Source organism: Trinickia sp. Y13 (genome assembly GCF_029522115.1).
GTDB lineage: Bacteria > Pseudomonadota > Gammaproteobacteria > Burkholderiales > Burkholderiaceae > Trinickia.
This window is the reverse complement of sequence record NZ_JAKWFK010000016.1, coordinates 37,188-62,551: the sequence shown is the minus strand read 5'-3', so window position 1 is coordinate 62,551 and position 25,364 is coordinate 37,188. Positions and strand designations below refer to the sequence as shown.

Genomic DNA, 25,364 nt, shown 5'->3' with positions numbered 1-25,364 from the left:
TCCTGTGGCCGCTGTGGCTTTTGCTTTTGTCATTTATGGAAAAGGGGTTACCGTGAGCCGTCGCCGTGTTGTTGTTACAGGCTTAGGGCTGGTGTCGCCTGTTGGCAATAATGTTGCCGACGGGTGGGCCAATTTGCTCGCCGGCAAATCCGGCATCGCGACCATCACGAAGTTCGATGCGACGAACTTCTCGACGCGCTTCGCCGGTGAAGTGAAAGGCTTTAACGTCGAAGACTACATGCCTGCCAAGGAAGCCCGCCACATGGATACGTTCATCCATTACGGCATGGCGGCCGGCATCCAAGCGATGCAGGACAGCGGCATCGAAATCACCGAAGCCAACGCGGAGCGCTCCGGCGTCGTGGTGGGCTCGGGTATCGGTGGTCTGCCGATGATCGAAGTGACGCAAACGGAACTGCTCAACCGCGGTCCGCGGCGCATTTCGCCGTTCTTCGTGCCGGCGTCGATCATCAACATGATCTCGGGCCATCTGTCGATGAGGTTCGGCCTGAAGGGGCCGAATCTGGCCATCGTCACGGCTTGCACGACGGGTCTGCATTGCATCGGCGAGGCGGCGCGCCTCATCGAGTACGGCGATGCCGACGTCATGCTGGCCGGCGGCGCCGAGGCGACCGTTTCGCCGCTCGGCATCGGCGGCTTCGCCGCGGCGCGCGCGCTGTCGCAGCGCAACGACGATCCCGCGACGGCCAGCCGTCCATGGGATAAGGATCGCGACGGCTTCGTGCTGGGCGAGGGGGCGGGCGTCATGGTGCTCGAGGAATACGAGCATGCGAAGGCGCGCGGCGCGAAGATCTACGCCGAGGTTGCCGGTTACGGCATGAGCGCCGATGCGTACCACATGACCGCACCGCTCGAAGACGGCGACGGCGCACGCCGTTGCATGGCCGCGGCGCTGCGCAATGCGGGCATGAACGGTGACGAGGTCGCTTACGTCAACGCGCACGGCACGTCCACGCCGCTCGGCGATCTGGCTGAGACGACCGGCATCAAGCGCGCGCTTGGCGACCATGCGAAGAAGGTCGTCGTCAATTCGACGAAGTCCATGACGGGCCACTTGCTTGGCGGCTCCGGCGGGCTCGAGTCGGTGTTTACGGTACTGGCTGTCCATCACCAAGTGTCGCCCCCGACGATCAACCTGTTCAATCAAGACCCCGAGTGCGATCTCGATTACTGCGCGAACACGGCGCGGGACATGAAGATCGACGTCGCGTTGAAGAACTCGTTCGGGTTCGGCGGCACGAACGGCACGCTCGTCTTCAAGCGCGTCTGAGCGGGGCGGCTCGTTGACGCAGGCCTCCGCCGGCGATCGGGCACGAGGCACGCCATGGCGCATCGCGCTGCGGCGCTCGCTCGCCGTGCGGCTGGCCGTATTGGCCTTCGCGCTCGTTTGCACGGCCGCCGTTCACTTCACCGCGGCCGCGCACATGGGGGCGTCCGCGGCCGTTTGGCTCGCGGTGGCAGCCTGTGCGGCGCTCGGCGTCTCGTTCATGCGTTACGAACGCAGGCAGCCGGCGTGGATCGAGCTGACGTGCGAGGGCGTCGCAGCATTCGACGACACCGGCCGTGCGCTGCTGCAGGGGCGTATCGCCGGTGCGGCGCAATGGGCGGGACGGTTGCTGGTGTTGGCCGTCGCGGGCGTCGATGGGCGGCAAGACACCTTGGTCGTGGCCGCCGACGCCGTGCCTGCGGCAGTGTTTCGGGAACTGGCCGTGCGCGCTCGCCACGCCGCGCAGTGAGGGCTCGACGGCGCTCGGCGTGCGCCTACCGATCTGTAACGGCCGTAACCGCGGTTACACATGGCGCATGACGGTGTGATGGGGACGCTACAATAGCGGTCCGCGACGCACCCCTCCCAAGTGAACGGACCCCAACAGGTGAGCGAAAAAGAAATCGATCAGGTTCTGGTCGAGCGCGTGCAGCAGGGCGATAAAGCCGCGTTCGAACTCCTGGTCTCGAAATACCACCGCAAGATCATTCGGCTGATCTCGCGACTCGTGCGCGACCCGGCCGAGGTCGAGGACGTCGCGCAAGATGCGTTCATCAAGGCTTACCGCGCGCTGCCGCAGTTTCGCGGCGAATCGGCGTTCTACACGTGGCTGTACCGAATCGCCGTCAACACGGCGAAGAACTATCTCGCGACGCAAAGCCGGCGCGCGCCCACGTCGACCGAAGCAAACGCCGAAGAGGCGGAAACTTTCTCGGATGCCGATCAACTAAGGGATATCAACACGCCCGAGTCGATGTTGATGAGCAAGCAGATCGCGCAGACGGTCAATGCCGCGATGGCGCTGTTGCCCGAAGAACTGCGGGTTGCCATTACGCTGCGCGAGATCGAAGGCTTGAGCTACGAGGAAATCGCGGAGATGATGGGGTGCCCCATCGGAACGGTTCGGTCGCGAATTTTTCGCGCTCGCGAGGCGATTGCGGCAAAATTGCGTCCGCTGCTCGATACGCCGGAAGGCAAGCGCTGGTAGCGCCTGCCGCCATTGGCGCAATGGCTCGGATGTGCGATGAGAACGGGTCAAGTGGTATCACTACGGGGTGTTTGTACGATGGGGAGCGTCATGGGGTCGATCTCGATGGAGTCGCAAGCAAGCTCGCGCAGCGAGCGTTTGTCCGTATTAGTCGATGGCGAGAGGCTCGACGCCTCGGCGTCGTTCGACGAAATGCTGGCCGAGTTCGACCATGCCGATCGCACGACGTGGTCGGCCTACCACTTGATCGGTGACGCGTTGCGCTCCGATGATTTGGCGGTTCATCCGGCAACGAGCCGCGCGTTTTTGGCCGGTTTCGCCGCTCGGCTCGAGTCCGAGCCGCATATCCTCGTTCCGGCGCGCGCTCGCGCGGGCAGCGGCACGCCCCTGTCCATGCTGCGACGGCGCGTCGCGCCGGCGCTCGCGGTAGCGGCCGCGGCTGCCACGCTCAGTTGGATCGTGCTGCCGCAGCTGCAGCACGGCGGCGCTTCGCAAGGCACCGTTCAAATGGCATCCACGAACGGGCGAGCCGATGCGGTGCATACGGTTGCACTGGCACAGAATACCGGGGCGCAAGGGGCCAATATCATCCGCGATGCCAGCCTCGATCAATACCTCGAAGCCCATCAGCAATTCGCTCAGCAACCGATGATGCCCGGCTCGATGCCGTTGATTCGCGCCGCTGTCCAGACTTCGGAAGGCCAATAAGTCGATGCAAACCTTGCGCTCGATGCGCGCCGCCGCCCGGGGGCAATGGGCGGCGTGGCTGATTTGCGCGGTTGCGCTGCTTTCGGCGTCCCCGCGCGCCGCAGTCGCACAGGCCGATCCCTCGGTCCGCCAGCAGGCCGCGGCGTGGCTCGATCGAATTCACGAGGCCGCGCAACGCGAGAACTACGAAGGCGTTTTCGTCTATCAGCGCGGCAATTTCGTGCAATCGTCGCGCATCGCGCATTACGCGGTGCGCGGCGAGGGCGAATTCGAATCGCTCGAAAGCCTGGACGGCCAGCCGCGCAAGCTGCTGCGTCATGACGACGATCTGTATACGTTCGTGCCCGAGCGGCATTTGTGCGTCGTCGAAAAGCGGCTGAACCGGGATGCATTTCCGGCGCTGATGAGCGAGAAGGGTGAGCAAGTGTTGTCGGTGTACGACCCGAAGCTGCTCAGCGGCGATCGCGTCGCCGGGCTCGACGCGCAGGTCATCGAACTCGACCCGAAAGACACTTACCGCTTCGCCTATAAGCTCTGGGCGGACGCGAAAACGGGGTTGCTGCTGCGTGTGCAGACGCTCGACGCCTCCGGGCAGGTGTTGGAGCAGACGGCGTTTACACAGGTGCGGGTGGGCGTGCCTACCCAAAAGTCGAGTATTGCCGCGGGCATGCGCAATACCAACGGCTGGACGCTCGTGCGCCCGCCCGTGTCCCCGATCGACATGCAGGCGCAAGGCTGGCGCATCAAGCCCGATGTCCCCGGTTTCCACGAAATCCGTGAGCTGCGCCGGCCCATGGCCGCTCGCGAGGCCGGTGCGCCGCCAATTCCCGTGGATCAAGCCGTGTTTTCCGACGGACTCTCGACAATTTCCGTTTTCGTCGAGCCCGCCGAAAAAAGCTCGCGCAAGGAAGGCGTGGGCAGCACCGGGGCCACGCATGTGCTAGTCACGAAATATCGCGATTACTGGGTCACCGTGCTCGGGGAAGTGCCCCAAGCAACGCTGCAGCGCTTCGCGTCTGCCATAGAATACAAAGTTACCAAGTAACGCTTCTTCTGCTGCCCTTCCTATGACGAATCTCTCGGTGCGCAAATTTTTCGCGGCCGCCGCGGCCATGGCGTGTCTGTCGTTCGCGCCCCACACGGCGTTGGCCATTCCGGCCGGCGCGGTCTTGCCCGACTTCGCCGACCTCGTCGATAAGGTCGGGCCGGCGGTCGTCAACATCCGCACGACCGCTCGCGTCACGAGTGCGAGCGGCCAACGCAACGCGCCGCCGGGAATCGGCGACGGGGACATGTCCGAGTTCTTCCGGCGCTTTTTCGGCATTCCCTTGCCGCAGGCGCCGAACACGCCGCGCGGCGGCGGTCGAGGCGACCGCGGCGGCAGCCCCGACCCGTCCGACAACGGGGATGGCGGCGAGCAGAACAGCGGCGTTGGGTCGGGCTTCATCATCTCCCCCGATGGCTACGTGATGACGAACGCGCACGTCGTGGACGACGCCGACAACATCTACGTCACGCTCACCGACAAGCGCGAGTTCAAGGCCAAGCTGATCGGAGCCGACGATCGCACCGATATCGCCATCGTGAAGATCAGCGCGGCGAACCTGCCCGCCGTCACGATCGGGGACTCGAACAAATTGCGCGTGGGTGAATGGGTGCTCGCGATCGGCTCGCCGTTCGGCCTCGACAACACGGTGACGGAAGGCATCGTCAGCGCGAAAGGGCGCGAGACGGGCGATTATTTGCCGTTCATCCAAACCGATGCGGCCGTCAATCCGGGCAATTCGGGCGGGCCGCTCATCAACATGCAAGGCGAAGTGATCGGCATCAATTCGCAGATCTACAGCCGCACGGGCGGCTTCATGGGGATTGCGTTCGCCATTCCGATCGACGAAGCGATGCGCGTGGCCGATCAGCTCAAGTCGACGGGCAAGGTGGTGCGCAGCCGCATCGCCGTCTCGATCGGGCAGGTGACGAAAGACGTGTCCGATTCGCTTGGTTTGCCGCGCGCACAGGGGGCGCTCGTGAGCAGCGTCGAGCCCGGTGGCCCCGCCGACAAGGCGGGCATTCAGCCTGGCGACATCATCCTCAAATTCAACGGCGTGCCGGTCGAAGCCGAAACGGACCTGCCGCGCATGGTCGGCGACACCAAGCCTGGCACGCGGGCCACGGTGACGATTTGGCGCAAAGGGCAATCGAGCGAGTTGCCGATCACGGTGGTGCAAACGCAGCCCGAGAAGTTGGCCAAGACCGACGAGCAGCAGGCCCCGGCGCCGAAGGCCCATCCGTCCAATCCGCTGGGCGTGACGGTGTCCGATCTCTCGGCCGACCAAATCAAATCGATGAAACTGCACACGGGCGGGGTGCAGGTCGACGCGGTCGACGGCCCGGCCGCGCGCGTGGGGCTGCAAAAGGGCGACATCATTTTGCGCATCGGCGATACCGATGTGACGAGCGCGAAGCAGTTCGACCAAGTCGCGGCGCACGTGGATCCGCAAAAGATGGTGCCGGTGCTCGTGCGTCGCGGCGAGAACACGCAGTTCGTGCCCATCAAGCCGCGCCCGCAAGCCAAATGAAAAATACGGCCCCCGCAGCGCCGTCGCTGACGCTCTACTCGCGCTCTTGGTGCCATCTTTGCGAGGAGATGTTGACTGAGCTCGAGCCGCTCGCGCGCGCTTTCGGGGCGAGCGTCGAAGTGCTCGACGTCGACGCCGACCCGGCGCTGGTCGAACGCTACGACGAACTCGTGCCCGTGCTCGTGTACGAGGGCGTCGAGTTGAGCCGTTACCGCCTCGATGTCGAACGCGTGCGTGCTGCGTTGGCCACGCGCGCAGCGTGAGTGCGCCCGCCGCGTGCGCGCGCATCGGCCGCCCGCACCGCAAAATGTCCCGGCCAAGGCCCACTTCGGCTAAAATAGCCCGGTTTTTCACGTACTTACAAGGCGTGCTCCGCAGTCGTACGAGCGCGCCTTTTTCGCTTGATCGGCCCTGAATGGATCACATACGCAACTTCTCGATTATTGCCCACATCGACCATGGCAAGTCGACGCTCGCCGATCGCATCATCCAACTGTGCGGCGGCTTGTCCGACCGCGAAATGGAATCGCAAGTGCTCGACTCGATGGATCTCGAGCGCGAGCGCGGCATCACCATCAAAGCGCAAACGGCCGCGCTCCACTATCGGGCGCGCGACGGCAAGATCTACAACTTGAACCTCATCGACACGCCGGGCCACGTCGATTTCTCCTATGAAGTCAGCCGCTCGCTCTCGGCCTGCGAGGGCGCGCTGCTCGTCGTCGACGCGAGCCAGGGCGTCGAGGCGCAGACGGTCGCCAATTGCTACACCGCGATCGAGCTCGGCGTCGAGGTCGTGCCCGTGCTCAACAAGATCGATCTGCCCGCGGCCAACCCCGAGAACGCGATCTCCGAGATCGAGGACGTCATCGGCATCGACGCGGCCGACGCCGTGCGCTGCAGCGCGAAGACGGGCCTGGGCGTCGAGGACGTGCTCGAAGCGCTGATCGTGAAGGTGCCGCCGCCCAAGGGCGATCCCGCGGCGCCCCTGCAGGCGCTCATCATCGATTCGTGGTTCGACAACTACGTCGGCGTCGTGATGCTCGTGCGCATCGTGAACGGCACGCTGCGCCCGAAAGACAAGATCAAGCTCATGGCCACGGGCGCGCAGTATCCGGTCGAGCACATCGGCGTGTTCACGCCGAAGTCGAAAGACCTCGAGCAGCTCGCGGCGGGGCAGGTGGGCTTCATCATCGCCGGCATCAAGGAACTCACGGCGGCGAAAGTGGGCGATACGGTCACGCTCGCCGCGCGTCCGGCGCAAGAGCCGTTGCCCGGCTTCAAGGAAGTCAAGCCGCAGGTGTTCGCCGGCCTTTATCCCGTCGAGGCCAATCAATACGACGCGTTGCGCGAGTCGCTCGAAAAGCTCAAGCTGAACGACGCATCGCTGCAATACGAGCCCGAGGTGTCGCAAGCGTTGGGTTTCGGCTTTCGCTGCGGCTTCCTCGGTCTCTTGCATATGGAGATCGTGCAGGAGCGGCTCGAGCGCGAGTTCGACATGGACCTCATCACCACGGCGCCTACCGTCGTGTACGAGGTCGTGCAGCGCGACGGCACGACGATCATGGTCGAAAACCCGGCGAAGATGCCCGATCCGTCGAGGATCGAGGAGATCCGCGAGCCGATCGTCACCGTGAACCTGTACATGCCGCAGGACTATGTCGGTTCGGTCATCACGCTCTGCACGCAAAAGCGCGGGAACCAAATCAACATGCAGTATCACGGCCGCCAGGTGCAGCTCACCTACGAGATCCCGATGGCCGAGATCGTGCTCGACTTCTTCGACCGGCTCAAATCGGTGTCTCGCGGCTATGCGTCGATGGATTACGAGTTCAAGGAATATCGTCCGTCGGACGTCGTCAAGGTCGATATGCTGATCAACGGCGACAAAGTCGATGCGTTGTCGGTCATCGTCCACCGGTCGCAATCGCAATACCGCGGCAGGGAAGTGGCGGCCAAGATGCGCGAGATCATTCCGCGCCAAATGTACGACGTCGCGATTCAAGCTGCCATCGGCGCGCACATCATCGCGCGCGAAAACATCAAGGCGCTGCGCAAGAACGTGCTCGCGAAGTGTTATGGGGGCGACATCACGCGTAAAAAGAAGCTGTTGGAAAAGCAAAAAGAAGGCAAGAAGCGAATGAAGCAGGTCGGGTCCGTCGAGATTCCGCAAGAGGCTTTCCTCGCGATCTTGCGCGTCGAAGACAAATAACAGGACCTCTCTTACATGAACTTTGCGCTGATTCTTTTTGTGCTCGTCGTGTTGACGGGCATTGCGTGGGTTGCCGATAAATTGGTGTTTCTGCCGCAAAGACGGCGAGCGGCCGAGGCCGCCGTCGAGGAGTTCGACCGACAACAGGCCCGCATCGGCGAGCGCTTCGCCGACGAAAACGCGCCGCAAACGCGCGCACGGCTACGCGACGAGAAGCTGCGCCAGCCCTGGTGGCTCGAATACACTGCCAGCTTCTTCCCCGTCATCCTTGTCGTGTTCCTCGTGCGCTCGTTCGTGGTCGAGCCGTTCAAAATCCCGTCGGGCTCGATGGTGCCCACCCTGGTCGTCGGCGATTTCATCCTCGTCAACAAGTTCGAGTACGGCCTGCGCTTGCCGATCACCGATACGAAAATCACGCAGGGCCGAACGCCGCAACGCGGTGACGTCGTCGTCTTCCGCTATCCGAAGGACGAATCGGTCGATTACATCAAACGCGTGGTAGGCCTGCCGGGCGACGTCGTTGCTTACGAGAACAAGCGTCTGACGATCAACGGCAAGAGCATTGCTGAAACGCCGCTGCCCGATTACTTCGACGAAGAGCGCATCGGCTACGCCAAGCAATTCGAGGAGTCGCTCGACGGGCGCAAGCATGGCATTTTGAACAACCCGGCCGTGCCGCCGTTCGTGATCGGCGCCGAAGACTATCCGTATCGCGACAACTGCTCGTACAACAGCGCGGGCGTCGTCTGCAAGGTGCCGCCAGGGCACTACTTCATGATGGGCGATAACCGCGACAACAGCGCCGACAGCCGCTACTGGGGCTTCGTGCCCGATCGCAACATCGTGGGCCGCGCGTTTTTCGTTTGGATGAACTTCAGCAATCTGAAACGCATCGGTTCGTTCAACTGAGCGCAGGCGGGCGTTCCGCTTGCGCGCCGTCTTCGCCATCGTCGACGCTGACACACCCCCAGCTCGCTATGTTTTTCGCGCCTTGCCCCCGCAAACCGTCGGGTAAGGCGCGCGCGTTATACTCTGCACATGCCGCTATCTCCGCTGGAAAGCCGGTTGCGCTACGAATTTCGCAATGCGGAATTGTTGCGCCAGGCGTTAACTCATCGCAGTCACAGTGCCTCGCACAATGAACGGCTCGAATTTTTGGGCGATTCCGTTCTAAATTGCGCGGTGGCTGCGCTTTTGTATCAGCGATTCGGCAAATTGGACGAAGGCGATCTGTCCCGCGTTCGTGCCAACCTCGTGAAACAGCAGTCCCTGTACGAAATTGCTCAGGCCCTCAATATCTCCGATTCGCTCAGGCTCGGCGAAGGAGAACTGCGCAGCGGGGGCTTCCGGCGGCCGTCGATCCTCGCCGATGCGTTCGAGGCTATCCTCGGGGCGATCTTCCTCGATGGCGGTTTCGATGTCGCGCAGACGGTCATCAAGCGTTTGTACGTGCCGATCCTCGATCACATCGATCCGCGCACGCTCGGCAAGGATTCCAAGACACTGCTGCAGGAATATCTGCAAGGGCACAAGATCGCGTTGCCCACCTATACCGTGGTGGCGACGCACGGTGCGGCCCACAATCAGCAGTTCGAGGTCGAATGCACGGTGCCCAAACTCGACGTGAAAGTGTCGGGCTCGGGCGCGAGCCGGCGCGCCGCCGAGCAGGCTGCGGCCAAAAAGGCATTGGACGAAGTGATGTTGGTGCAACCGGCGCTCGAAACGAAACCGAAGCGATCGCGCGGTGCGCGGGCGGCCAAGACGGGCGAGCCCGAGGTCGTGCCGGGCGTCAAGGGCATTCAAGCGGCGCTCGATCTGAGGGCGCCGGAGCGCAAGGCCGAGAAGGACAAAGCGGGGCGCGGCGATGTCGCGAAAGCCGGTTCGGCAGCCGAAGCCGCCGAACGTGGCGCCGTGAACGTGCCGCCGGCCATGATTCGCGCGGCGCATGTCGAGCACAAGGGCGTGCTGCGTGCGCAAGAAGCGCCTGGGAAGGCGGAAGCGTCCGGTAAGCCCGACGCTCATGCGGCCAAGCCCGATGCGGCCGCTGCAAAGGTCGACGAGCCGGTGAGCCGGACTGAAGCAAAGTCCGATGGCAAACCCGATGCCAGGCTCGATGCCCCCGCGCCCAAGGCAGACTTGCAGGGCAAAGCCGAACCGGGCGCCGGCGTGAAAACGTCGATGAGCGGCGGCGCCGTCTCAGGCGGCGAAGCGGAGCTGGTCTCCGACATAGCCGGCGCCGCGCGTGCGCGCGCGCCGGAGCCCGATCACCCATGATCTTGTTAGCGTCCCCGGCGCCGCGCGTGCGCCGCGCCGCCTCTTCCCGAACCGCCAGTCCCGCATGATCGATACCCCCACTTCCTCCGGCTTTCGCTGCGGCATGGTCGCCATCGTCGGCCGCCCCAACGTCGGCAAATCGACGTTGATGAATGCGCTCGTCGGTCAGAAGATCAGCATCACCTCGCGTAAGGCGCAGACGACGCGTCATCGCATTACGGGGATCCACACGTTCGAGGATGCTCAGTTCATCTTCGTCGATACGCCGGGCTTTCAGACCCAGCACAGCGGCGCGCTCAACCGCTCGTTGAATCGCGCCGTCACGTCGACGCTGACGGCCGTCGATGTCGTGCTGTTCGTGATCGAAGCCGGGCGCTTCGGCCCCGACGATCAGAAGGTGCTCGATCTCGTTCCGCCCTCGGCGCCGCTGCTGCTCGTCGTCAACAAGCTCGATCGTGTCAGCGACAAAAAGACCCTCTATCCGTTCTTGCAGCGCATGGGCACGTTGCGCGAGTTCAAGGAGATCGTGCCGCTTTCGGCCAAGCGTGTCGAAGACGTCAAGCATTTGCTCGAGACGGTGAAGCCGTACCTGCCCGAGGGCGCTCCCATTTACGGCGAAGACGATCTGACCGACCGCAGCGAGCGGTTCCTCGCCGCCGAGATCCTGCGCGAGAAGGTGTTTCGCTGGACCGGTGACGAATTGCCGTACACGAGCACGGTGCTCATCGACAAGTTCGAAACGGAAGGGCGCCTGCGCCGCGTCTTCGCAACCATCCTCGTCGACCGGGATGCTCACAAGGCGATGATCATCGGCCACAAGGGCGCCAAGCTCAAGCAGATCAGCACCGAAGCGCGCCTCGATATGGAGAAGCTCTTCGACGGTCCCGTTTATCTCGAAACCTTCATCAAAGTGAAGAGCGGCTGGGCCGACAACGAAGCCGGGCTGCGTGCCTATGGGTACGAATGACGGGATCCGCGACGAGGCGGTGACGCTTCACCGCGTCGACGACGAAACCGACGAAGACGCCAATCGGCACGGTGCGGCCAAGCGCCGCGCCGCGTCGGCCAGATCGACCTCGACGGAGCCTCACGCGAAGGAGCGTCGACGCACGCGTCGAGCGCAAGGGAACGAAGCCGAGGAGGGCATGCCGGCGCGCGAGCGCCGCGTCGCCCGCGAGCCGTCGCTTCGCATTGCGGAGCAGCCGGCCTTCGTTCTTCACAGTTACGCTTATCGCGAAACGAGCCTCGTCATCGACGTCTTCTCGCGCGATCACGGCCGCCTGGCACTCGTCGCGAAAGGGGCGAAGCGCCCGCACTCGGCGTTGCGCGGCGTGTTGCAGACGTTTCAGCCGTTGTCGATGTCGTGGTCGGGCAAATCGGAGATGCGCACGTTGACCGGGGCCGAGTGGGTCGGCGGCATGCTGCCGTTGACGGGCGACGCGCTGCTCTGCGGCTTTTACGTCAATGAACTGCTAGTGAAGTTCTGCGCGCGCGAAGACGCCCATCCGCAACTGTTTCATCACTACGTCGTCACGCTCACGCGCCTTGCGCACGATGAGCCGCCCGTGCAGGTCCTGCGTTCGTTCGAGCGGGTGCTGCTGCGCGAGACCGGTTACGCCATGGCGCTCGATCGCACCGTGGCGCGCAAACCGGTGACGCCCGAGGGCCGCTACGTGTTCGATCCCGAGCGCGGGGTGCGCGAGGCCACGAGCGACTTGCCCGCGCATTGGCCGGTCATATCGGGGCAGACGTTGCTCGACATGGAGCGGGACGATTACCATCGTGCCCAGACCGTCGCGCAAAGCAAAACGCTGATGCGCTTCTTGCTCAACACTTATCTTGGCGGTGCGCCGCTCGCTACCCGCCAAATTCTTCTCGATCTGCAGAACCTATGAGCTTCTTTTTGACGTCGCCGACCGTCATCGAACTCGGCGTCAACATCGACCACGTCGCCACCCTGCGCAACGTGCGCGGCACGCGCTATCCCGATCCGATTCGTGCGGCGCTTGCCGCCGAGGCGGCCGGCGCCGACGCGATCACGCTGCATTTGCGCGAAGACCGCCGTCATATCGTCGACGCCGACGTCCGCTCGCTGCGCACGCAACTGTCCACGCGGATGAACCTCGAGTGTGCGGTTACCCGGGAAATGCTCGATATCGCCTGCGATGTGCACGCTCACGATGTTTGTCTCGTGCCGGAAAAGCGCGAGGAACTGACGACCGAAGGCGGGTTGGACGTGACGGCCCACTTCGAAGCCGTGCGCGCCGCTTGCCGGCAACTGGCCGATGCCGGTTCGCGCGTTTCGCTGTTTATCGATGCCGACGAGGCGCAGATTCGTGCTGCGCACGAAGCGGGCGCGCCCGTCATCGAACTGCACACGGGGCGTTACGCCGAAGCGCACGACGTAGCCGAGCAGCAGCGCGAGTACGAGCGCATCGTGCGCGGCGTGCAATTGGGCGTGTCGCTCGGCCTGAAGGTCAACGCCGGCCACGGCCTGCACTACACGAACGTGCAGCAGATCGCGGCGATCGAAGGCATTGTCGAATTGAACATCGGCCACGCGATCGTCGCGCATGCGATCTTTGCGGGGTGGGATAACGCGGTGCGCGAGATGAAGGCCATCATGGTGGCCGCGCGTCTTGGCGCGCTACACTGACCCTATACGGCATACGCATGGCGATCTACGGTATCGGCACTGACATCGTCCAGGTCAGTCGCGTCGCGGCAGTGATGTCGCGCACGGACGGGCGCTTCGCCGAAAAGGTGCTCGGACCGGACGAGCTGCGCGTCTACCATGCGCGCAACGCGCGCTCACAGGCGCGCGGTCTCGCTTTTCTGGCGACGCGTTTTTCGGCCAAGGAAGCGTTCTCCAAGGCAATCGGGCTAGGGATGCATTGGCCGATGACCTGGCGCGCGCTGCAAACGCTGAACGAGGCGAGCGGCAAACCCGTGGTGAAGGCTTCGGGTGAACTGGCCGAATGGCTCGCGGCGCGCGGCATCACTGCGCGCGTGAGCATCACCGACGAGCGCGATTACGCCGTGGCGTTCGTCATCGCCGAAACCGAGACGGCGACGCCCGCAACCTGACCGGCCAGCCCTCGCCCAGAGCGGAGGGTGGCGTGCATTCGGCCCTCGATACTTCGTCTTTTCTTCTCCCATTCTTCGATGAAAAAATCTCCCGGACCGGTGATGCTCGACGTCAAGGGGCCCGTCCTCACTGACGATGACCTTCGCCGCCTATCGCACCCGATGACGGGCGGCGTCATTTTGTTCGCGCGTCACTACGAGAGCCGCGGGCAACTGATCGCGCTGACCGATGCCATTCGCGACGTGCGCGACGATCTGCTGATCGCCGTGGATCACGAGGGCGGGCGCGTGCAGCGCTTTCGCACCGATGGCTTCACAGTGCTACCGGCAATGCGGCGTCTTGGCGAGCTATGGGACCGTGACGTGCTGTTGGCGACCAAGGTCGCCACGGCGACGGGCTACGTGCTTGCCGCGCAATTGCGGGCGTGCGGCGTGGACTTGAGTTTCACGCCCGTGCTCGATCTCGATTACGGGCGTTCGGCGGTGATAGGCGATCGCGCGTTCCACCGCGACCCGCGCGTGGTCACGCTGCTCGCCAAGAGTCTGAACCATGGCTTGGCGCTGGCCGGCATGAGCAATTGCGGCAAGCATTTTCCGGGGCATGGGTTCGCCGCGGCGGATTCGCACGTGGCGCTGCCGGTGGACGAGCGCGAGCTCGACGTTATTTTGCGCGAGGACGTCATGCCCTATGACTGGCTCGGCATGGCGCTCTCGTCCGTCATTCCGGCGCATGTGATCTACTCGAAAGTCGATGCGAAGCCGGCGGGGTTCTCACGCATTTGGCTCCAAGACATCTTGCGCGGCAAATTGGGCTTCACCGGCGCAATTTTCAGCGACGACCTGTCGATGGAAGCCGCGCGGGTGGGCGGCACATTGACGCAAGCGGCGCAGGCCGCGCTTCAGGCCGGTTGCGATATGGTGCTCATCTGCAATCAGCCCGACGCCGCAGAGGCGGTGCTCGACGAACTGAGATATACGCCGTCGAAAGAAAGCGTGCGCCGGATCAAGCAATTGCGCCCGCGCGGCGCTGCGCCGAGCTGGCGCAAACTGACCGACCGGCCGGTGTACCGAGACGCCCTGGCCCTAATGCGCGCGACGTTGGGTTGAGCGGGGGTAGGGCCTCCCGCCGACAAGCGCCATCTACGGCGTGATGCGCTGGGCAGGGCTCTTAGTTCAAAAGATGAGGTTCGATGAGGCGTGGGCGAGGAGGTCGCCCGCGCCGCGCCCGCGCCCGGTGTCAGGCCATCTTCATCCGCTGCAGCTTGTTGTAGAGCGTCTTCGGGCTAATGCCGAGCAGCGTGGCGGCGCGATGACGCGTGCCGCCCACAGCGTCTAGCGTGGCGCGAATCAACAAGTCTTCCACGTCGGACAGCGGCGTGCCGACGGTCACTTGCACGCTGCCTCCATTCAAACGCCGCCCCGTCGATCCGTTCGTTTCATCTGCGCGCAGCGAATCGACGATTTCGCCCGATGCGTTATAGGCACGCCGCACGCGCTCGTGCAATTCGCGCACGTTGCCGGGCCAATCGTAGCTCATGCACTCACGCACGAGATTCGACCCGATGCGTTTGTTCACCGTGGCGAGTCCGCTCGCGTTGATTTCACGGTTGAGTTCGTCGACGAGTGCCTCCGCAATTAGCACGGCATCGTCGTCGCGCTCGCGCAGAGGCGGCAGCGCGATCGACGCCGCGTCCAGGCGCAGCCATAAGTCCTCGCGCAAGATACCCTGCGCTACCGCGTCGCGGGCGGGCTTGCGCGAGGCTGCGACGATGCGGCAATCGACGCTGACTTGATTGCTGCCGCCCACGCGCATGTACGTTTGCGAATCGAGCGCGCGCAATAACGCTTCTTGTTGCGGCAACGGCAGCTCGGCGATTTCGTCCAAGAAGAGCGTGCCTCCGGCCGCTTGCTCGAACAGGCCCGGCTCGCGCCGCTCGATTGCGGGGATGGCGCTTTCCTGCCCGAACAGTATGCTGTCGAGCCCCCGCTCGCTAGCGGGATCTCGAGCGAACGCACGGCAGTCGAACACCACGAACGGGCCTTTGCGCCGGCGGCTCATCTCATGCAGCGTGCGCGCCGCGACTTCCTTTCCGGTTCCGGCTTCTCCGCAAATGAGCATGGCGGACTCGGTGGGCGCAAGGCGTTCGATGGAGTCGTAGACATGTTGAATCGCATTGCTGCGGCCGATCATCGGCCCGAAACGGCCCAACCGGCGCAACGTCGTGCGCAGCGTTTGCACTTCCTCGGTCAACTCGTACGGGCGGGGGATGCGCGCAAGCAAGCTACGCAGACGCGGAATATTGACGGGCTTGAGCAGATAATCCCAAATCCCGTGGCGCAATCCTTCGATGGCGCTTTCGACCGTTGCATTGCCCGTCATGACGATGACGGGGACGACGCCGTCCGGTTGAGCCGGCAAATTGTGCAGCAGCTCGAGCCCGCTGCCGTCGGGCAAATTGAGGTCGATCAGCACGACATCGGGGATGAAGCGCGTCAGCGCTGCGCGCGCCTCGGCGAGCGTGGCGGCCGTGTCGACGGAAAAGCCGTCCGCGGCGACGATGGCGTTGAGGCCGGACAAGCTATTGGGATCGTCTTCGACAATCAGGGCATGTGGCATGGCTGGCGTAATCAGTCAAGGAGTCAGAGCCCGTCGGCGCCGTGTACAAAAAACGCCATGCACGGGAAACGCCTTTCGACGGCGAACAGGTGGCGTAAGTAAAGCATATCCCGTGCCAGATCGTTCTCCTTTATAGAACAAGTACTTGCGGATGTCATTCGGCAAGAGCGGCAGTGCCGGTCGCGCTACAGTGCAAAAACGACCGGTAAAGATTGCTTAACCATACACTACTCATACGAAAAAAAAAGCGCCCCGTGGGGCGCTTTCAGTCGACATAACTTTCCGCATGCGCCCAAGGAGGGCTGCACGCGATCAGTCGGTTATGCGCGGCTACGGTATTCGTCGGTACGAGTATCGATTTCGATCTTGTCGCCGATGTTGCAGAACAGCGGGACTTGCAGCTCGAAGCCCGTGTTGATCTTCGCGGTCTTGAGCACCTTGCCCGACGACGTGTCGCCCTTCACGGCCGGTTCCGTATACGTGATTTCGCGCACGAGCGTGGTGGGCAACTCGACCGAAATGGCCTTCTCGTTGTAGAAGACCACTTCGCAGGGCATGCCGTCTTCGAGGTAGTTGAGCGCGTTGCCCATCATCTCGGCTTCCACTTCGAACTGGTTGTAATCGGCGTCCATGAACACGTACATGGGATCGGCGAAGTACGAATACGTGACTTCCTTGCGATCGAGCACGACGACGTCGAACTTGTCGTCCGCCTTGTACACCGATTCCATGCCTGCGCCCGTCAGCAGGTTCTTCATCTTCATCTTGACGACGGCGGCGTTACGGCCCGATTTGTTGTACTCGGTCTTTAGCACGACCATGGCGTCGTTGCCGATCATCACGACGTTGCCCGTGCGCAGTTCCTGTGCAATCTTCATAAAAAAACGATCCTATGCGAATAAGGTGGTTGATCTGTTGCTCAACGGCATCGACATCGATCGTTTAATCAGTCCCGCATCGCAGAGGTTTTCCCAATGCTTAACTCAATGCGCTACGCCGTCGGATAACCGTTTATTTTAACTGAGATTCGGCGAATTCCGCTAGGTTTGCGGCTAGATCCCCGACGGACGCGAGTTCTTCCGCCCATTCATCGGCGCGCGCTCGCAGCGCTTCCCGATGGCGCCAGAAGTCGTTCCAGTCGGGCGCGCAGGCGCCGTTCCAGGCATGCCAAAAGCGGCCGACGGCCGCACGCGCGGTCGCCGGCAGCGCTGCCGCATAGTGAGCTAGCGCGGCATCCAGTTTGGGTAAATGCGCCGCGTCAGCTTGCGGATAGATGTGCCAGACGAAGGGCCGGCGCGCCCATTGAGCCCGGACGAAGGAATCTTCGCCGCGCACGAAGTTGACGTCGCTCGCCCATAGCAGCCGGTCGAATTCGGGCTGTGGCCGAAACGCCAAGGCGTGCGCGCGCAGGTTGCCGCGCTCGGCATGCGCCCCCGCGCCGAACCGCGAGGCGCCGAAAAAACGCGCGAGCGCGCCGGAGATGCGGCCTTCGGGCGCAAGCAGCACGATGGGCTCGGTCCCGTCGCGCCACTGCTCCAATAGGCCATCGAGGGCCGGGTTCTCGTAGGAGAACAACGAAATGACGGTCGCGACCGGCTCGGGGCGCGGCGCTCCTGTGTTCTCGCGCCACCAGGCGTTTTGCGCGGCCTCGGAGGTTTCGAAGGCGACGCGCTCGGCGTCGAGCGTGCGTTCCTTCACGACACCGCCCGTGCCGGGACCGAGGCCCGGAAAGAAGAACGTTTTGGCGAGCGCATAGCGCGCGTGCGGCGAGGGCTTCAGGTGGTAATCGGCCACCCAGTCTTCGGCGCTCAAATATTCGAGATTGAGCCAAACCGGCGCCCGGGCGCGCCGGGCCATGGCCGCGACGTAGGCGGGGGGCAGCTCGCAGGCGAAGGCTTCGATCACGATATCGGGCACGGCGATCGGGTCACCGGCGTGCACGGGCTCGCGCCAATGTTCGACGACGATGCCCTCGACGCGCTGCCGCGCGAGCCCGACGTCCAGCGTGGGGCAAAGCCGCGCGAACGTATGCAGATCGTCGACGAACAAGCGCATCTGCCAGCCATACTCGGCGGCAAGCTGTCGCGCCAGGCGCCAACATACGCCGACGTCGCCGAAATTGTCGATGACGGCGCAAAACAGGTCGCAGGCAATCGTGTCGGGGCGAGCGGAGCACATGGCGCGGGCAACGGGCGAGGGTGGGCAGGCAGACCGTGAAACCGCGCGAAGCGGGATGCGCCGGACGGCGCGAACCGGTGCGCAAATGGTCTAAACTGGCGATTCTAAAGCACGCCGCCACTTGCCGTGCGCCGTTTCGCCCCCTATACGCATGACCGATTCCGACGCTCCCAAGCCGCCTTTCGAACCGAAGAAGCTCCTAGCTCAATTGCCGCACCTGCCGGGCGTGTACCGTTATTACGACGCGCAGGACAGCGTGCTCTACGTCGGCAAGGCGCGGGATCTGAAAAAGCGCGTGTCGAGCTACTTCACTAAGACGCAACTATCGCCGCGCATCGCGATGATGATCACGCGCATCGCGCGAATCGAAACCACGGTGACGCGCTCGGAAGCCGAGGCGCTGCTGCTCGAGAACAATCTCATCAAAGCGCTGGCGCCGCGCTACAACATCCTGTTTCGCGACGACAAGTCGTACCCGTATTTGAAGCTGACGGGACATCGCTTTCCGCGCATGGCTTACTACCGCGGCGCGGTCGACAAAAAGAACCAGTACTTCGGGCCGTTTCCGAGCGCTTGGGCCGTGCGCGAAAGCATTCAGATACTGCAGCGCGTGTTTCAGTTGCGCACTTGCGAAGACTCGGTGTTCAGCAACCGGACGCGGCCTTGCCTGCTGCATCAAATCGGCCGATGCACCGCACCGTGCGTGGGCGCGATCAGCGAGGAGGACTACGCGCGCGATGTGGCGAATGCCTCGCGCTTTTTGCTCGGACGGCAGAGCGAGGTGATGAAGGAGCTCGAAGCCAAAATGCATGCGTTCGCGGCCGAACTGAAGTTCGAGCAGGCTGCCGCCGTGCGCAATCAGATGAGTTCGCTTTCGACGGTGCTGCACCAGCAAGCGATCGAGGTGGGCGGCGACAGCGATGTCGACATCCTCGCTGTCGTGGCGCAAGGCGGACGCGTGTGCGTGAATCTCGCCATGGTTCGGGGCGGGCGGCATCTGGGCGACAAAGCGTACTTCCCGGCCCATCTCGAAAGCGCGCTTGCAGTCGACGAAGCGTCTTTGGACGAGGCGTGGGAAGGCGAGACCGAAGACAGCGACGCGGCGCAGCCGGCGCGCGCTTTGACGGTGGACGAGGCGCCGATGGACGAGCAGACGCCGGTGGAGCAACCGAAGAGCGAAGCGGCGCAGACCGGGCAAGCGCAGTCCGAGCAAGGACCGGCCGAAGAAGCCTCGACTGCACCGGCACAGCCCGAACAAGCGCAGACCGAGGGGGCGAATCGTCTCCCTTCCGGCATCGAGACGGAAGTGCTCGAAGCGTTCATCGCCCAGCACTATCTCGGCAATCGAATTCCACCGGTGCTCGTCGTGAGCCATGCGCCCGCCAATCGCGAGCTCGTCGATCTGCTTGCCGAGCAGGCTGGCCACAAAGTCAGCTTCGTGCGTCAGCCGCAAGGGCAGCGGCGCGTATGGCTGGCGATGGCCGAGCAAAACGCGCGGCTCGCGCTCACCCGATTGTTGTCCGAACGCGGATCTCAGCAAGCGCGCACGCGCGCGCTGGCCGATGTGCTGAACATGGAGTGCGACGACCTCGCGCATTTGCGCATCGAATGCTTCGACATCAGCCATACGATGGGCGAGGCAACCCAAGCGTCGTGCGTCGTCTACCGGGATCACAAGATGCAGCCGGGCGAGTATCGCCGCTACAACATCACCGGCATTACACCGGGCGACGATTATGCCGCCATGCGCCAGGTGCTTACGCGGCGCTACGAAAAGCTGGTCGAACTCGCCGCGGGCCATGCCAACGCGCCTGAGAGCGAGCCGCAGCCGCACGCCGTTGCCGAATCGGATACGGCGGCCGATGCGCCCGAACCGGCGGCGGCCGCGGGCGCATTGCCCAACATCGTGCTGATCGACGGCGGCAAAGGGCAGGTCGAGGTCGCCCGACAGGTCTTCACCGAACTCGGCCTCGATCGCTCGATGCTCGTGGGCGTAGCCAAGGGCGAGGGGCGCAAGGTTGGCCTGGAAACGCTCGTTTTTGCCGATGGCCGCCCCGCGCTCGAATTGGGCAAGGAAAGCGCCGCACTGATGCTCGTCGCGCAGGTCCGCGACGAAGCGCATCGCTTCGCGATCACGGGGATGCGAGCGAAGCGCGCGAAGGCACGCCAAACCTCGCGGCTCGAAGAACTCGAGGGCATCGGCGCGAAACGGCGTCAGCGGCTGCTCGCGCGCTTCGGCGGCCTGCGCGGCGTCGTCGCGGCGAGCGTGGAGGATCTGGCGAGCGTCGAAGGCATTTCGCGCTCGCTAGCCGAGCAGATTTACCGGCAACTGCATTGAGCCGCCGGCCGGCTCGCCGCGGAGGGTACGATTCGCGGGTTAAATGAGCATTCGTGGGGCCAACGCACGCCTGGAATCGGCATGAACGGGGCCCAGTCGGCGGCGCTTGGCTTGTGGCGGGTTCGGCGACGCGGCACAATGGCGTCTCCTTAGCCCGGTTCTTACTCCAACGCCCGCACTCGTCCATGCCGTTCAACTTTCCGATCTTTCTGACATGGCTGCGGATCGTGCTGATTCCGCTCGTCGTCGGCGTCTTTTACGTCCCCGATTCGATGATGAGCGCGGTCGATCGCAACATCGCAGCGGCGGCGATCTTCGTGCTGGCTGCGCTGACCGATTGGTTCGACGGGTTTCTCGCGCGCAAGTGGAATCAGACTTCGGCGTTCGGCGCGTTTCTCGATCCGGTCGCCGATAAGCTGATGGTCACCGCGGCGCTGCTCGTGCTCGTGCAACTGTCGCGCATCGAATCGGCGATCGCGCTCGTGATCGTCGGCCGGGAAATCGCCATTTCCGCGTTGCGCGAGTGGATGGCGCATATCGGCGCTTCCAAGAGCGTCGCCGTCAATCAACTAGGCAAGTTCAAGACGGCATGCCAGATGATCGCGATTCCCATGCTGCTCTATTACGGTAGCGTCCCGCTTGGTTCGTCGTTCGCCATCGATACCCGCGTGTGGGGCATATGGCTCATCTATCTCGCCGCCGTGCTGACCATTTGGTCGATGCTCTACTACATGAAGCTCGCGTGGCCGCAAATCCGCGAACGCGGCGGCGCGCAGTGAACGCGGGAAGCGCTGTTCGCACGGCGTGGTTCTTTATCGGTCTTTGTCCGGAAACTCACTCGAAACGGCGCGCGCAACTTCTTCGACGACGCTTGCCCATTGTCCCGGCGCGGGTTGCCGCACGAGCCGCGCACTCGGGTACCAGGGGCTGCGATCGGTGTTCGTGAACCAGCGCCAATCCGCCGCGAAAGGCAGCATGAGCCACAGTGGCTTGCCCAGCGCGCCGGCGAGGTGGGCGATAGACGTGTCGATCGAAACGACGGCGTCGAGCTTGTCGACGATCGCGGCGGTATCGGCGAAATCGCGGATACGCGTGTCGAGGCGGTGAAGCGACGCCGTACGAGCGTACAGGTCGAGCGAGCGCCGATCGTCCTTGCTCAGGTTAGGCTGCAGTACGAGCCAATCGATGCCTCCCAATTCGAATAGCGGTGCCAGCGTCGCCACGGACATGGCGCGGTTTTCCTGCGCTTGGATGCGGCCGGACCAAGCCAAGCCGATCTTCACCTTCGCATGGCCGCCGAGCGAACCTCGCCAATGACGGCGGTAGGCGGGCGGGACCTCCAAATAGCGGCGAGAGCAAGGCAACGTCTCGAGCCTCGTTCCCAACGCGAGCGGCAGGCTCAACAAAGGACAATGCAAGTGCGCTTGCGGCGCGGACTCGCCCGCGATGCCCAATGTAACGCCCCACGCGTTCGTAAGGGGCGCCACGAGCGGGGCGAGTTCGCGCTGCACCGTCAGCGTGACGCGGCCGGCGCGCGCTCGCGCAAGCGGCACGAAGCGCAGGAATTGGAGCGTATCGCCGAAACCTTGCTCCGCTTCGATCCACAGCGTTTTCGTGGGGATCGGTTCGCCGCGCCAACGCGGCAGGGCAGCCGCCTCGGCCGCCGCGTGCTCGTTTGTCGCCGCCGCGATCGCGAGCCGCGATTCGTACGCAGGCAAGCCTCGTTCGAAATCGCCCAGCGTCAACAGTGTCAGCGCCCGGTTCAATTGCGCCGAAGCTAGGTCCGGACGCAGGCGCAACGCCTGATCGAACGCGCGCAGCGCCGCTTCGTGCGCGCCCAGCGCGTGATGCGCATTGCCCAGGCCGAGCCAGGCCAGCGCCAGCTGTGGATCGAGGCCGACGGCGCGCTCGTACCGAGCGATCGCTTCTTGGTGGCGGTTAAGCGCTGCTAGTGCATTGCCCAGCCCCAGCAAAGCAGGCGGGAACGCGGCTTGCAACGACAGCGCGGCCTCGAATGCGGCGGCCGCTTGCGCATGAAGGCCCACCGCATCGAGCGTATTGCCCAGGTTGAAGTGGGCGGCGACATAGCGCGGCTCGGCCGTCAATGCAGCGCGAAAATGCGTGATCGCTTCATCGGCGCGCCCGAGCGCCGCGAGCGCCATGCCGAGGTTGTTGTGCGCCCCCGCATGGCCCGGGCGCAGCGCGAGCGCCTGCGAGAACGCCGCGATTGCTTCTTCGGTGCGACCCAACGCATGCAGCGCATTACCGAGGTTGTTGTAGGTCGACGCGTCGTTCGGTTGTAGCCGCAAGGAACGGTCGAACGCGTCGACGGCGTCTTCATGGCGCCCTGCCTGTGCGTAGGCGTTGCCGAGGTTGTAGTGGGCGAGCGGAAATTCGGGCGCAAGAGAGAGCGCATTGCGAAAGCGCTCGATCGCGCCATCGAGGCGCCCGAGCGCCTTCAGCGCATTGCCGAGGTTCAGTTGCAGGGCCGCATCGTCGGGGCGCAGCGCCACCGCCCGGCCGACGAGCTCGGCCGCTTCTTCGTGCCGCCCTTGCTGATGGCGGAGTACCCCCAGCAAATGGAGGGCGTCGGTGTGGACGGGGTCGGCCTCGATCGCCGCGCGATAGTCGCGCTCGGCATCGGCGAGTCGTCCGTCACGATGCGCCGCATAGGCGCGCGCGAAAAAGGAATCCATGACGGCAGGCAATTGCGCAAACGCAGCATTGTCCCATACTCGGGTACTCGTATAGTCTGGCGCCGGGTGCTAGGTGCTTAGGCGGCAAGCCCCCCCGCCTGCCGCCGCCGCGTGCAATCCGCCCATGACCGCCAAGGGCTGACGTCTGCGGGTGCGTTCGAGCGCCGATCCGGACGAGGCGGCGTACACTTGGCAAGATCTCGTGGTTCGTCGGAGGACAAGCATGGCCGCCGTTACCAACGACGCGCCGCCGGTACTGATCGTCGGGGCGGGGCCGACCGGGCTCGCCGCCGCGATGAGCTTGGCGCGCGCCCATACGAATGTGCGCCTCATCGACCGCGCGCTGGAGCCCGCCGCCTATTCGCGTGCGATCGGCATTCAAGCGCGCACGCTCGAACTGTTCGAACAACACCGCGTGGTCGAGCCATTTCTCGCGTTGGGCCACAGGTTGCGCGCGGCAAACCTGTACTCGAACGGACATCGGCTCGCACGGCTCGATTTCGACCCGCTGCACACGCGTTATCCCTATCTTCTCTGCCTCGATCAATCCATCACCGAGCGGCTGTTGACCGAGCATCTGGCCACCCTTGGAATACAGATCGAGCGCGGCGTCGCGCTTGTCGGCTTGAAACAGGATGCATCGCAAGTCGAGGCGCAGTTGCTGCGCGCCGACGGCAGGCAAGAGACGTGCCGCGCAGCCTATGTGATCGGCGCGGACGGCGCGCACAGCACTACGCGTCACCTGCTCGGCTTGGGCTTCTCGGGTAAGACGTTCGAACAGACCTTCCTTCTTGCCGATCTGCAAGTCGATTCCGATTTGTCGGAAGACGAGTTTCATCTGTTCGCATCGAGCGACGGGTTGGCTGCCGTCATTCCAATGGGGGGCGGGCGTCATCGGTTCATCGCCGATAACGTAAATGACGTAAATGACGTAAATGACGGAGGCGAGGCGAACGGCGGCGAGCGCAAACCCTCTCTCGATCTGTGCAGCGCGATCGCCACGCAGCGGATCGGCCATCCGCTGCAATTGTCGGCGTTGACCTGGTCGTCGCACTTCCATTTGAATAGCCGCATGGTCGAGCGGCTGCGCACGCAGCGCGTCTTCTTGGCGGGCGATGCCGCGCACGTGCATAGTCCCGCCGGTGCGCAGGGGATGAACACCGGCATTCAAGAAGCGCTGAATCTAGGTTGGAAGCTGGCACGGCGCATGGCGGGCCAAGCAAGCGAGGCGCTACTGGACACCTATCAGCTCGAACGCCATCCCATCGAACGCGACGTTCTACGCCAAACGGCGTTCATCACGCAACTGGCCGAAGCGGAACGCGGGCCGATGAAACTGCTGCGCGAGCGCATCATGCCGGTGCTGGCCGCTTTCGGGCCGCTGCGCGACGCCGCGCGGCTCATGGTCAGCGAGCTTGCGATTCAATACCGGCGCAGCCCGCTCACGCTCGAGCGTGTCTTGGACGGTGGCCCGCGAGCCGGTGAGAGGGCGCCCGATGCGCTCGTGCACGTGATCGACGGTCCGTTAGGCCGAGCGCCCGGCACCGCGCGTTTGTACGATCTGCACGATCCGGCGTTCTTTTCGCTGTTCTTGCTGGTGGCATTGCCCGGCGGCACGCAGGCCGCGATGGATGCGACCGGGGCGCTCGTCGAGCCGAAGGTCGCCGCGGACCCGGACCTCGACCGCTTGTGCTCGGCGGTCGAAGCCACGTTGCCCGGCGCGGTGCGTATTTGGCGTGTGACCGATGCGAGCGATGGCGAAGCACCGTCTCTCATGCATGCATACGGGCGTACGCGTCCGGCGTTTTACCTCTTGCGCCCGGACGGTTACCTATGCGCGCGCGGACGGCCCGCCTCCGATGCGAGCGCGCTCATGCGGCATTGCGAGACGTGGTTCGGCGGCCCAGGCGCCGCGCACTGAGTGCGGCGGCGCCGCTCCGTTACGAGACCGCGTGCGGCGTAAGCGCCTCGCGGGCGCGCGACAACGCTTCGCGCACGATCGGCGACACCGCTGCGCTTGCTGCCGGATCGTCGAGCGAGGCGAGGATCGTGCGCCGCATGCGCGGTTCCCAGAAGCGACGGATGTGATCGGCGATGCCGGTCAGCGCTTCCTCGCGATTGGGCATCGAAGCGAAGAACTCGCCGATTTGATTTGCCATTTCGATCAAATGCTCGAGGTTCATCGC

The 25,364-nt window shown here is 64.0% G+C and carries 23 protein-coding genes; 18 read left to right on the top strand and 5 right to left on the bottom strand.

Annotated elements, in window-relative coordinates:
* Window positions 1–52 precede the first annotated feature (52 nt).
* The 15 genes from fabF to nagZ all read left to right on the top strand — a co-directional run bounded on the left by fabF (window position 53) and on the right by nagZ (window position 14,456).
* Window positions 53–1,291, top strand: coding sequence for a beta-ketoacyl-ACP synthase II (fabF, locus tag MMB74_RS22970; RefSeq protein ID WP_277430961.1), 1,239 nt, complete (start codon window positions 53–55; stop codon window positions 1,289–1,291).
* A gap of 13 nt (window positions 1,292–1,304) precedes the next feature.
* Window positions 1,305–1,757 carry a protein YgfX gene (locus MMB74_RS22965; protein WP_277430960.1) on the top strand — a complete coding sequence of 151 codons (453 nt, stop codon included), beginning with the start codon at window positions 1,305–1,307 and terminating at the stop codon, window positions 1,755–1,757.
* A 138-nt stretch (window positions 1,758–1,895) separates the two neighbouring features.
* On the top strand, window positions 1,896–2,495 hold the full coding sequence (gene rpoE, locus MMB74_RS22960; protein ID WP_277430959.1) for an RNA polymerase sigma factor RpoE: 600 nt from the start codon (window positions 1,896–1,898) through the stop codon (window positions 2,493–2,495).
* 90 nt (window positions 2,496–2,585) lie between these two features.
* Window positions 2,586–3,203 (top strand): RseA family anti-sigma factor, encoded by a 618-nt coding sequence (locus tag MMB74_RS22955; RefSeq protein WP_277430958.1) that lies wholly within the window; start codon window positions 2,586–2,588, stop codon window positions 3,201–3,203.
* Window positions 3,204–3,207: 4 nt separating this feature from the next.
* A complete protein-coding gene (locus MMB74_RS22950) occupies window positions 3,208–4,248 on the top strand; it encodes a MucB/RseB C-terminal domain-containing protein (RefSeq protein ID WP_277430957.1) in 1,041 nt (346 codons plus the stop codon).
* 22 nt (window positions 4,249–4,270) lie between these two features.
* The gene (locus MMB74_RS22945; RefSeq protein ID WP_277430956.1) at window positions 4,271–5,779 is read left to right on the top strand and encodes a DegQ family serine endoprotease; all 1,509 of its coding nucleotides are present in this window, start codon (window positions 4,271–4,273) and stop codon (window positions 5,777–5,779) included.
* Complete coding sequence (locus tag MMB74_RS22940; RefSeq protein WP_277430955.1) at window positions 5,776–6,042, top strand: glutaredoxin family protein; 267 nt, start codon at window positions 5,776–5,778, stop codon at window positions 6,040–6,042. Before MMB74_RS22945 ends, MMB74_RS22940 begins: the two co-directional genes overlap by 4 nt.
* Before the next feature lie 152 nt (window positions 6,043–6,194).
* On the top strand, window positions 6,195–7,988 hold the full coding sequence (gene lepA, locus MMB74_RS22935) for a translation elongation factor 4 (RefSeq protein WP_277430954.1): 1,794 nt from the start codon (window positions 6,195–6,197) through the stop codon (window positions 7,986–7,988).
* Window positions 7,989–8,003: 15 nt separating this feature from the next.
* The gene (gene lepB / locus MMB74_RS22930) at window positions 8,004–8,897 is read left to right on the top strand and encodes a signal peptidase I (RefSeq protein WP_277430953.1); all 894 of its coding nucleotides are present in this window, start codon (window positions 8,004–8,006) and stop codon (window positions 8,895–8,897) included.
* A 129-nt stretch (window positions 8,898–9,026) separates the two neighbouring features.
* Entirely contained in the window at window positions 9,027–10,262 is a 1,236-nt protein-coding gene (rnc, locus tag MMB74_RS22925) for a ribonuclease III (RefSeq protein WP_277430952.1), read from the top strand.
* A gap of 103 nt (window positions 10,263–10,365) precedes the next feature.
* Window positions 10,366–11,229 (top strand): GTPase Era, encoded by an 864-nt coding sequence (era, locus tag MMB74_RS22920; protein ID WP_277431032.1) that lies wholly within the window; start codon window positions 10,366–10,368, stop codon window positions 11,227–11,229.
* A complete protein-coding gene (gene recO / locus MMB74_RS22915) occupies window positions 11,216–12,157 on the top strand; it encodes a DNA repair protein RecO (RefSeq protein WP_277430951.1) in 942 nt (313 codons plus the stop codon). Before era ends, recO begins: the two co-directional genes overlap by 14 nt.
* Window positions 12,154–12,918: a pyridoxine 5'-phosphate synthase gene (gene pdxJ / locus MMB74_RS22910; protein ID WP_277430950.1), complete on the top strand. Its 765-nt coding sequence runs from the start codon at window positions 12,154–12,156 to the stop codon at window positions 12,916–12,918. The genes recO and pdxJ overlap by 4 nt, the downstream gene beginning before the upstream one ends.
* Window positions 12,919–12,935: 17 nt before the next feature.
* Window positions 12,936–13,349, top strand: coding sequence for a holo-ACP synthase (gene acpS, locus MMB74_RS22905; protein WP_277430949.1), 414 nt, complete (start codon window positions 12,936–12,938; stop codon window positions 13,347–13,349).
* Window positions 13,350–13,427: 78 nt separating this feature from the next.
* Window positions 13,428–14,456 (top strand): beta-N-acetylhexosaminidase, encoded by a 1,029-nt coding sequence (gene nagZ, locus MMB74_RS22900; protein WP_277430948.1) that lies wholly within the window; start codon window positions 13,428–13,430, stop codon window positions 14,454–14,456.
* 130 nt (window positions 14,457–14,586) lie between these two features.
* Here the strand turns inward: nagZ and MMB74_RS22895 are convergent, their stop codons facing one another.
* From MMB74_RS22895 to earP, 3 genes are all read right to left on the bottom strand, one after another.
* Window positions 14,587–15,966 carry a sigma-54 dependent transcriptional regulator gene (locus MMB74_RS22895; RefSeq protein WP_277430947.1) on the bottom strand — a complete coding sequence of 460 codons (1,380 nt, stop codon included), beginning with the start codon at window positions 15,964–15,966 and terminating at the stop codon, window positions 14,587–14,589.
* A 320-nt stretch (window positions 15,967–16,286) separates the two neighbouring features.
* Window positions 16,287–16,844 carry an elongation factor P gene (gene efp, locus MMB74_RS22890; RefSeq protein ID WP_277430946.1) on the bottom strand — a complete coding sequence of 186 codons (558 nt, stop codon included), beginning with the start codon at window positions 16,842–16,844 and terminating at the stop codon, window positions 16,287–16,289.
* 133 nt (window positions 16,845–16,977) lie between these two features.
* Complete coding sequence (gene earP, locus MMB74_RS22885) at window positions 16,978–18,144, bottom strand: elongation factor P maturation arginine rhamnosyltransferase EarP (RefSeq protein WP_277430945.1); 1,167 nt, start codon at window positions 18,142–18,144, stop codon at window positions 16,978–16,980.
* A gap of 151 nt (window positions 18,145–18,295) precedes the next feature.
* On the opposite strand from earP, the gene uvrC reads away from it, so the two are divergent.
* Window positions 18,296–20,482, top strand: a complete 2,187-nt coding sequence (gene uvrC, locus MMB74_RS22880; protein ID WP_277430944.1) for an excinuclease ABC subunit UvrC — start codon at window positions 18,296–18,298, stop codon at window positions 20,480–20,482.
* A gap of 185 nt (window positions 20,483–20,667) precedes the next feature.
* A complete protein-coding gene (gene pgsA / locus MMB74_RS22875; protein WP_277430943.1) occupies window positions 20,668–21,261 on the top strand; it encodes a CDP-diacylglycerol--glycerol-3-phosphate 3-phosphatidyltransferase in 594 nt (197 codons plus the stop codon).
* Window positions 21,262–21,294: 33 nt separating this feature from the next.
* Here the strand turns inward: pgsA and MMB74_RS22870 are convergent, their stop codons facing one another.
* Complete coding sequence (locus tag MMB74_RS22870; protein ID WP_277430942.1) at window positions 21,295–23,178, bottom strand: tetratricopeptide repeat protein; 1,884 nt, start codon at window positions 23,176–23,178, stop codon at window positions 21,295–21,297.
* A 223-nt stretch (window positions 23,179–23,401) separates the two neighbouring features.
* Between MMB74_RS22870 and MMB74_RS22865 the strand changes: the two genes are divergently transcribed.
* Window positions 23,402–25,099, top strand: coding sequence for an FAD-dependent monooxygenase (locus MMB74_RS22865; protein ID WP_277430941.1), 1,698 nt, complete (start codon window positions 23,402–23,404; stop codon window positions 25,097–25,099).
* 19 nt (window positions 25,100–25,118) lie between these two features.
* On the opposite strand, the gene MMB74_RS22860 is transcribed toward MMB74_RS22865, so the two are convergent.
* Window positions 25,119–25,361, bottom strand: coding sequence for a formate dehydrogenase subunit delta (locus tag MMB74_RS22860; protein ID WP_277430940.1), 243 nt, complete (start codon window positions 25,359–25,361; stop codon window positions 25,119–25,121).
* Between the last annotated feature and the right edge of the window lie 3 nt (window positions 25,362–25,364).

Bases quoted from the DNA above. Each gene is read 5' to 3' on its own strand.
- efp (WP_277430946.1), bottom strand. From the start codon at position 16,844: ATGAAGATTGCACAGGAACTGCGCACGGGCAACGTCGTGATGATCGGC.
- MMB74_RS22950 (WP_277430957.1), top strand. From the start codon at position 3,208: ATGCAAACCTTGCGCTCGATGCGCGCCGCCGCCCGGGGGCAATGGGCG.
- MMB74_RS22870 (WP_277430942.1), bottom strand. From the start codon at position 23,178: ATGGATTCCTTTTTCGCGCGCGCCTATGCGGCGCATCGTGACGGACGA.
- era (WP_277431032.1), top strand. From the start codon at position 10,366: ATGGTCGCCATCGTCGGCCGCCCCAACGTCGGCAAATCGACGTTGATG.
- MMB74_RS22865 (WP_277430941.1), top strand. From the start codon at position 23,402: ATGGCCGCCGTTACCAACGACGCGCCGCCGGTACTGATCGTCGGGGCG.
- uvrC (WP_277430944.1), top strand. From the start codon at position 18,296: ATGACCGATTCCGACGCTCCCAAGCCGCCTTTCGAACCGAAGAAGCTC.
- MMB74_RS22940 (WP_277430955.1), top strand. From the start codon at position 5,776: ATGAAAAATACGGCCCCCGCAGCGCCGTCGCTGACGCTCTACTCGCGC.
- pdxJ (WP_277430950.1), top strand. From the start codon at position 12,154: ATGAGCTTCTTTTTGACGTCGCCGACCGTCATCGAACTCGGCGTCAAC.
- lepA (WP_277430954.1), top strand. From the start codon at position 6,195: ATGGATCACATACGCAACTTCTCGATTATTGCCCACATCGACCATGGC.
- MMB74_RS22895 (WP_277430947.1), bottom strand. From the start codon at position 15,966: ATGCCACATGCCCTGATTGTCGAAGACGATCCCAATAGCTTGTCCGGC.
- nagZ (WP_277430948.1), top strand. From the start codon at position 13,428: ATGAAAAAATCTCCCGGACCGGTGATGCTCGACGTCAAGGGGCCCGTC.
- recO (WP_277430951.1), top strand. From the start codon at position 11,216: ATGGGTACGAATGACGGGATCCGCGACGAGGCGGTGACGCTTCACCGC.
- MMB74_RS22860 (WP_277430940.1), bottom strand. From the start codon at position 25,361: ATGAACCTCGAGCATTTGATCGAAATGGCAAATCAAATCGGCGAGTTC.
- lepB (WP_277430953.1), top strand. From the start codon at position 8,004: ATGAACTTTGCGCTGATTCTTTTTGTGCTCGTCGTGTTGACGGGCATT.
- rnc (WP_277430952.1), top strand. From the start codon at position 9,027: ATGCCGCTATCTCCGCTGGAAAGCCGGTTGCGCTACGAATTTCGCAAT.
- MMB74_RS22955 (WP_277430958.1), top strand. From the start codon at position 2,586: ATGGGGTCGATCTCGATGGAGTCGCAAGCAAGCTCGCGCAGCGAGCGT.
- pgsA (WP_277430943.1), top strand. From the start codon at position 20,668: ATGCCGTTCAACTTTCCGATCTTTCTGACATGGCTGCGGATCGTGCTG.
- MMB74_RS22945 (WP_277430956.1), top strand. From the start codon at position 4,271: ATGACGAATCTCTCGGTGCGCAAATTTTTCGCGGCCGCCGCGGCCATG.
- acpS (WP_277430949.1), top strand. From the start codon at position 12,936: ATGGCGATCTACGGTATCGGCACTGACATCGTCCAGGTCAGTCGCGTC.
- earP (WP_277430945.1), bottom strand. From the start codon at position 18,144: ATGTGCTCCGCTCGCCCCGACACGATTGCCTGCGACCTGTTTTGCGCC.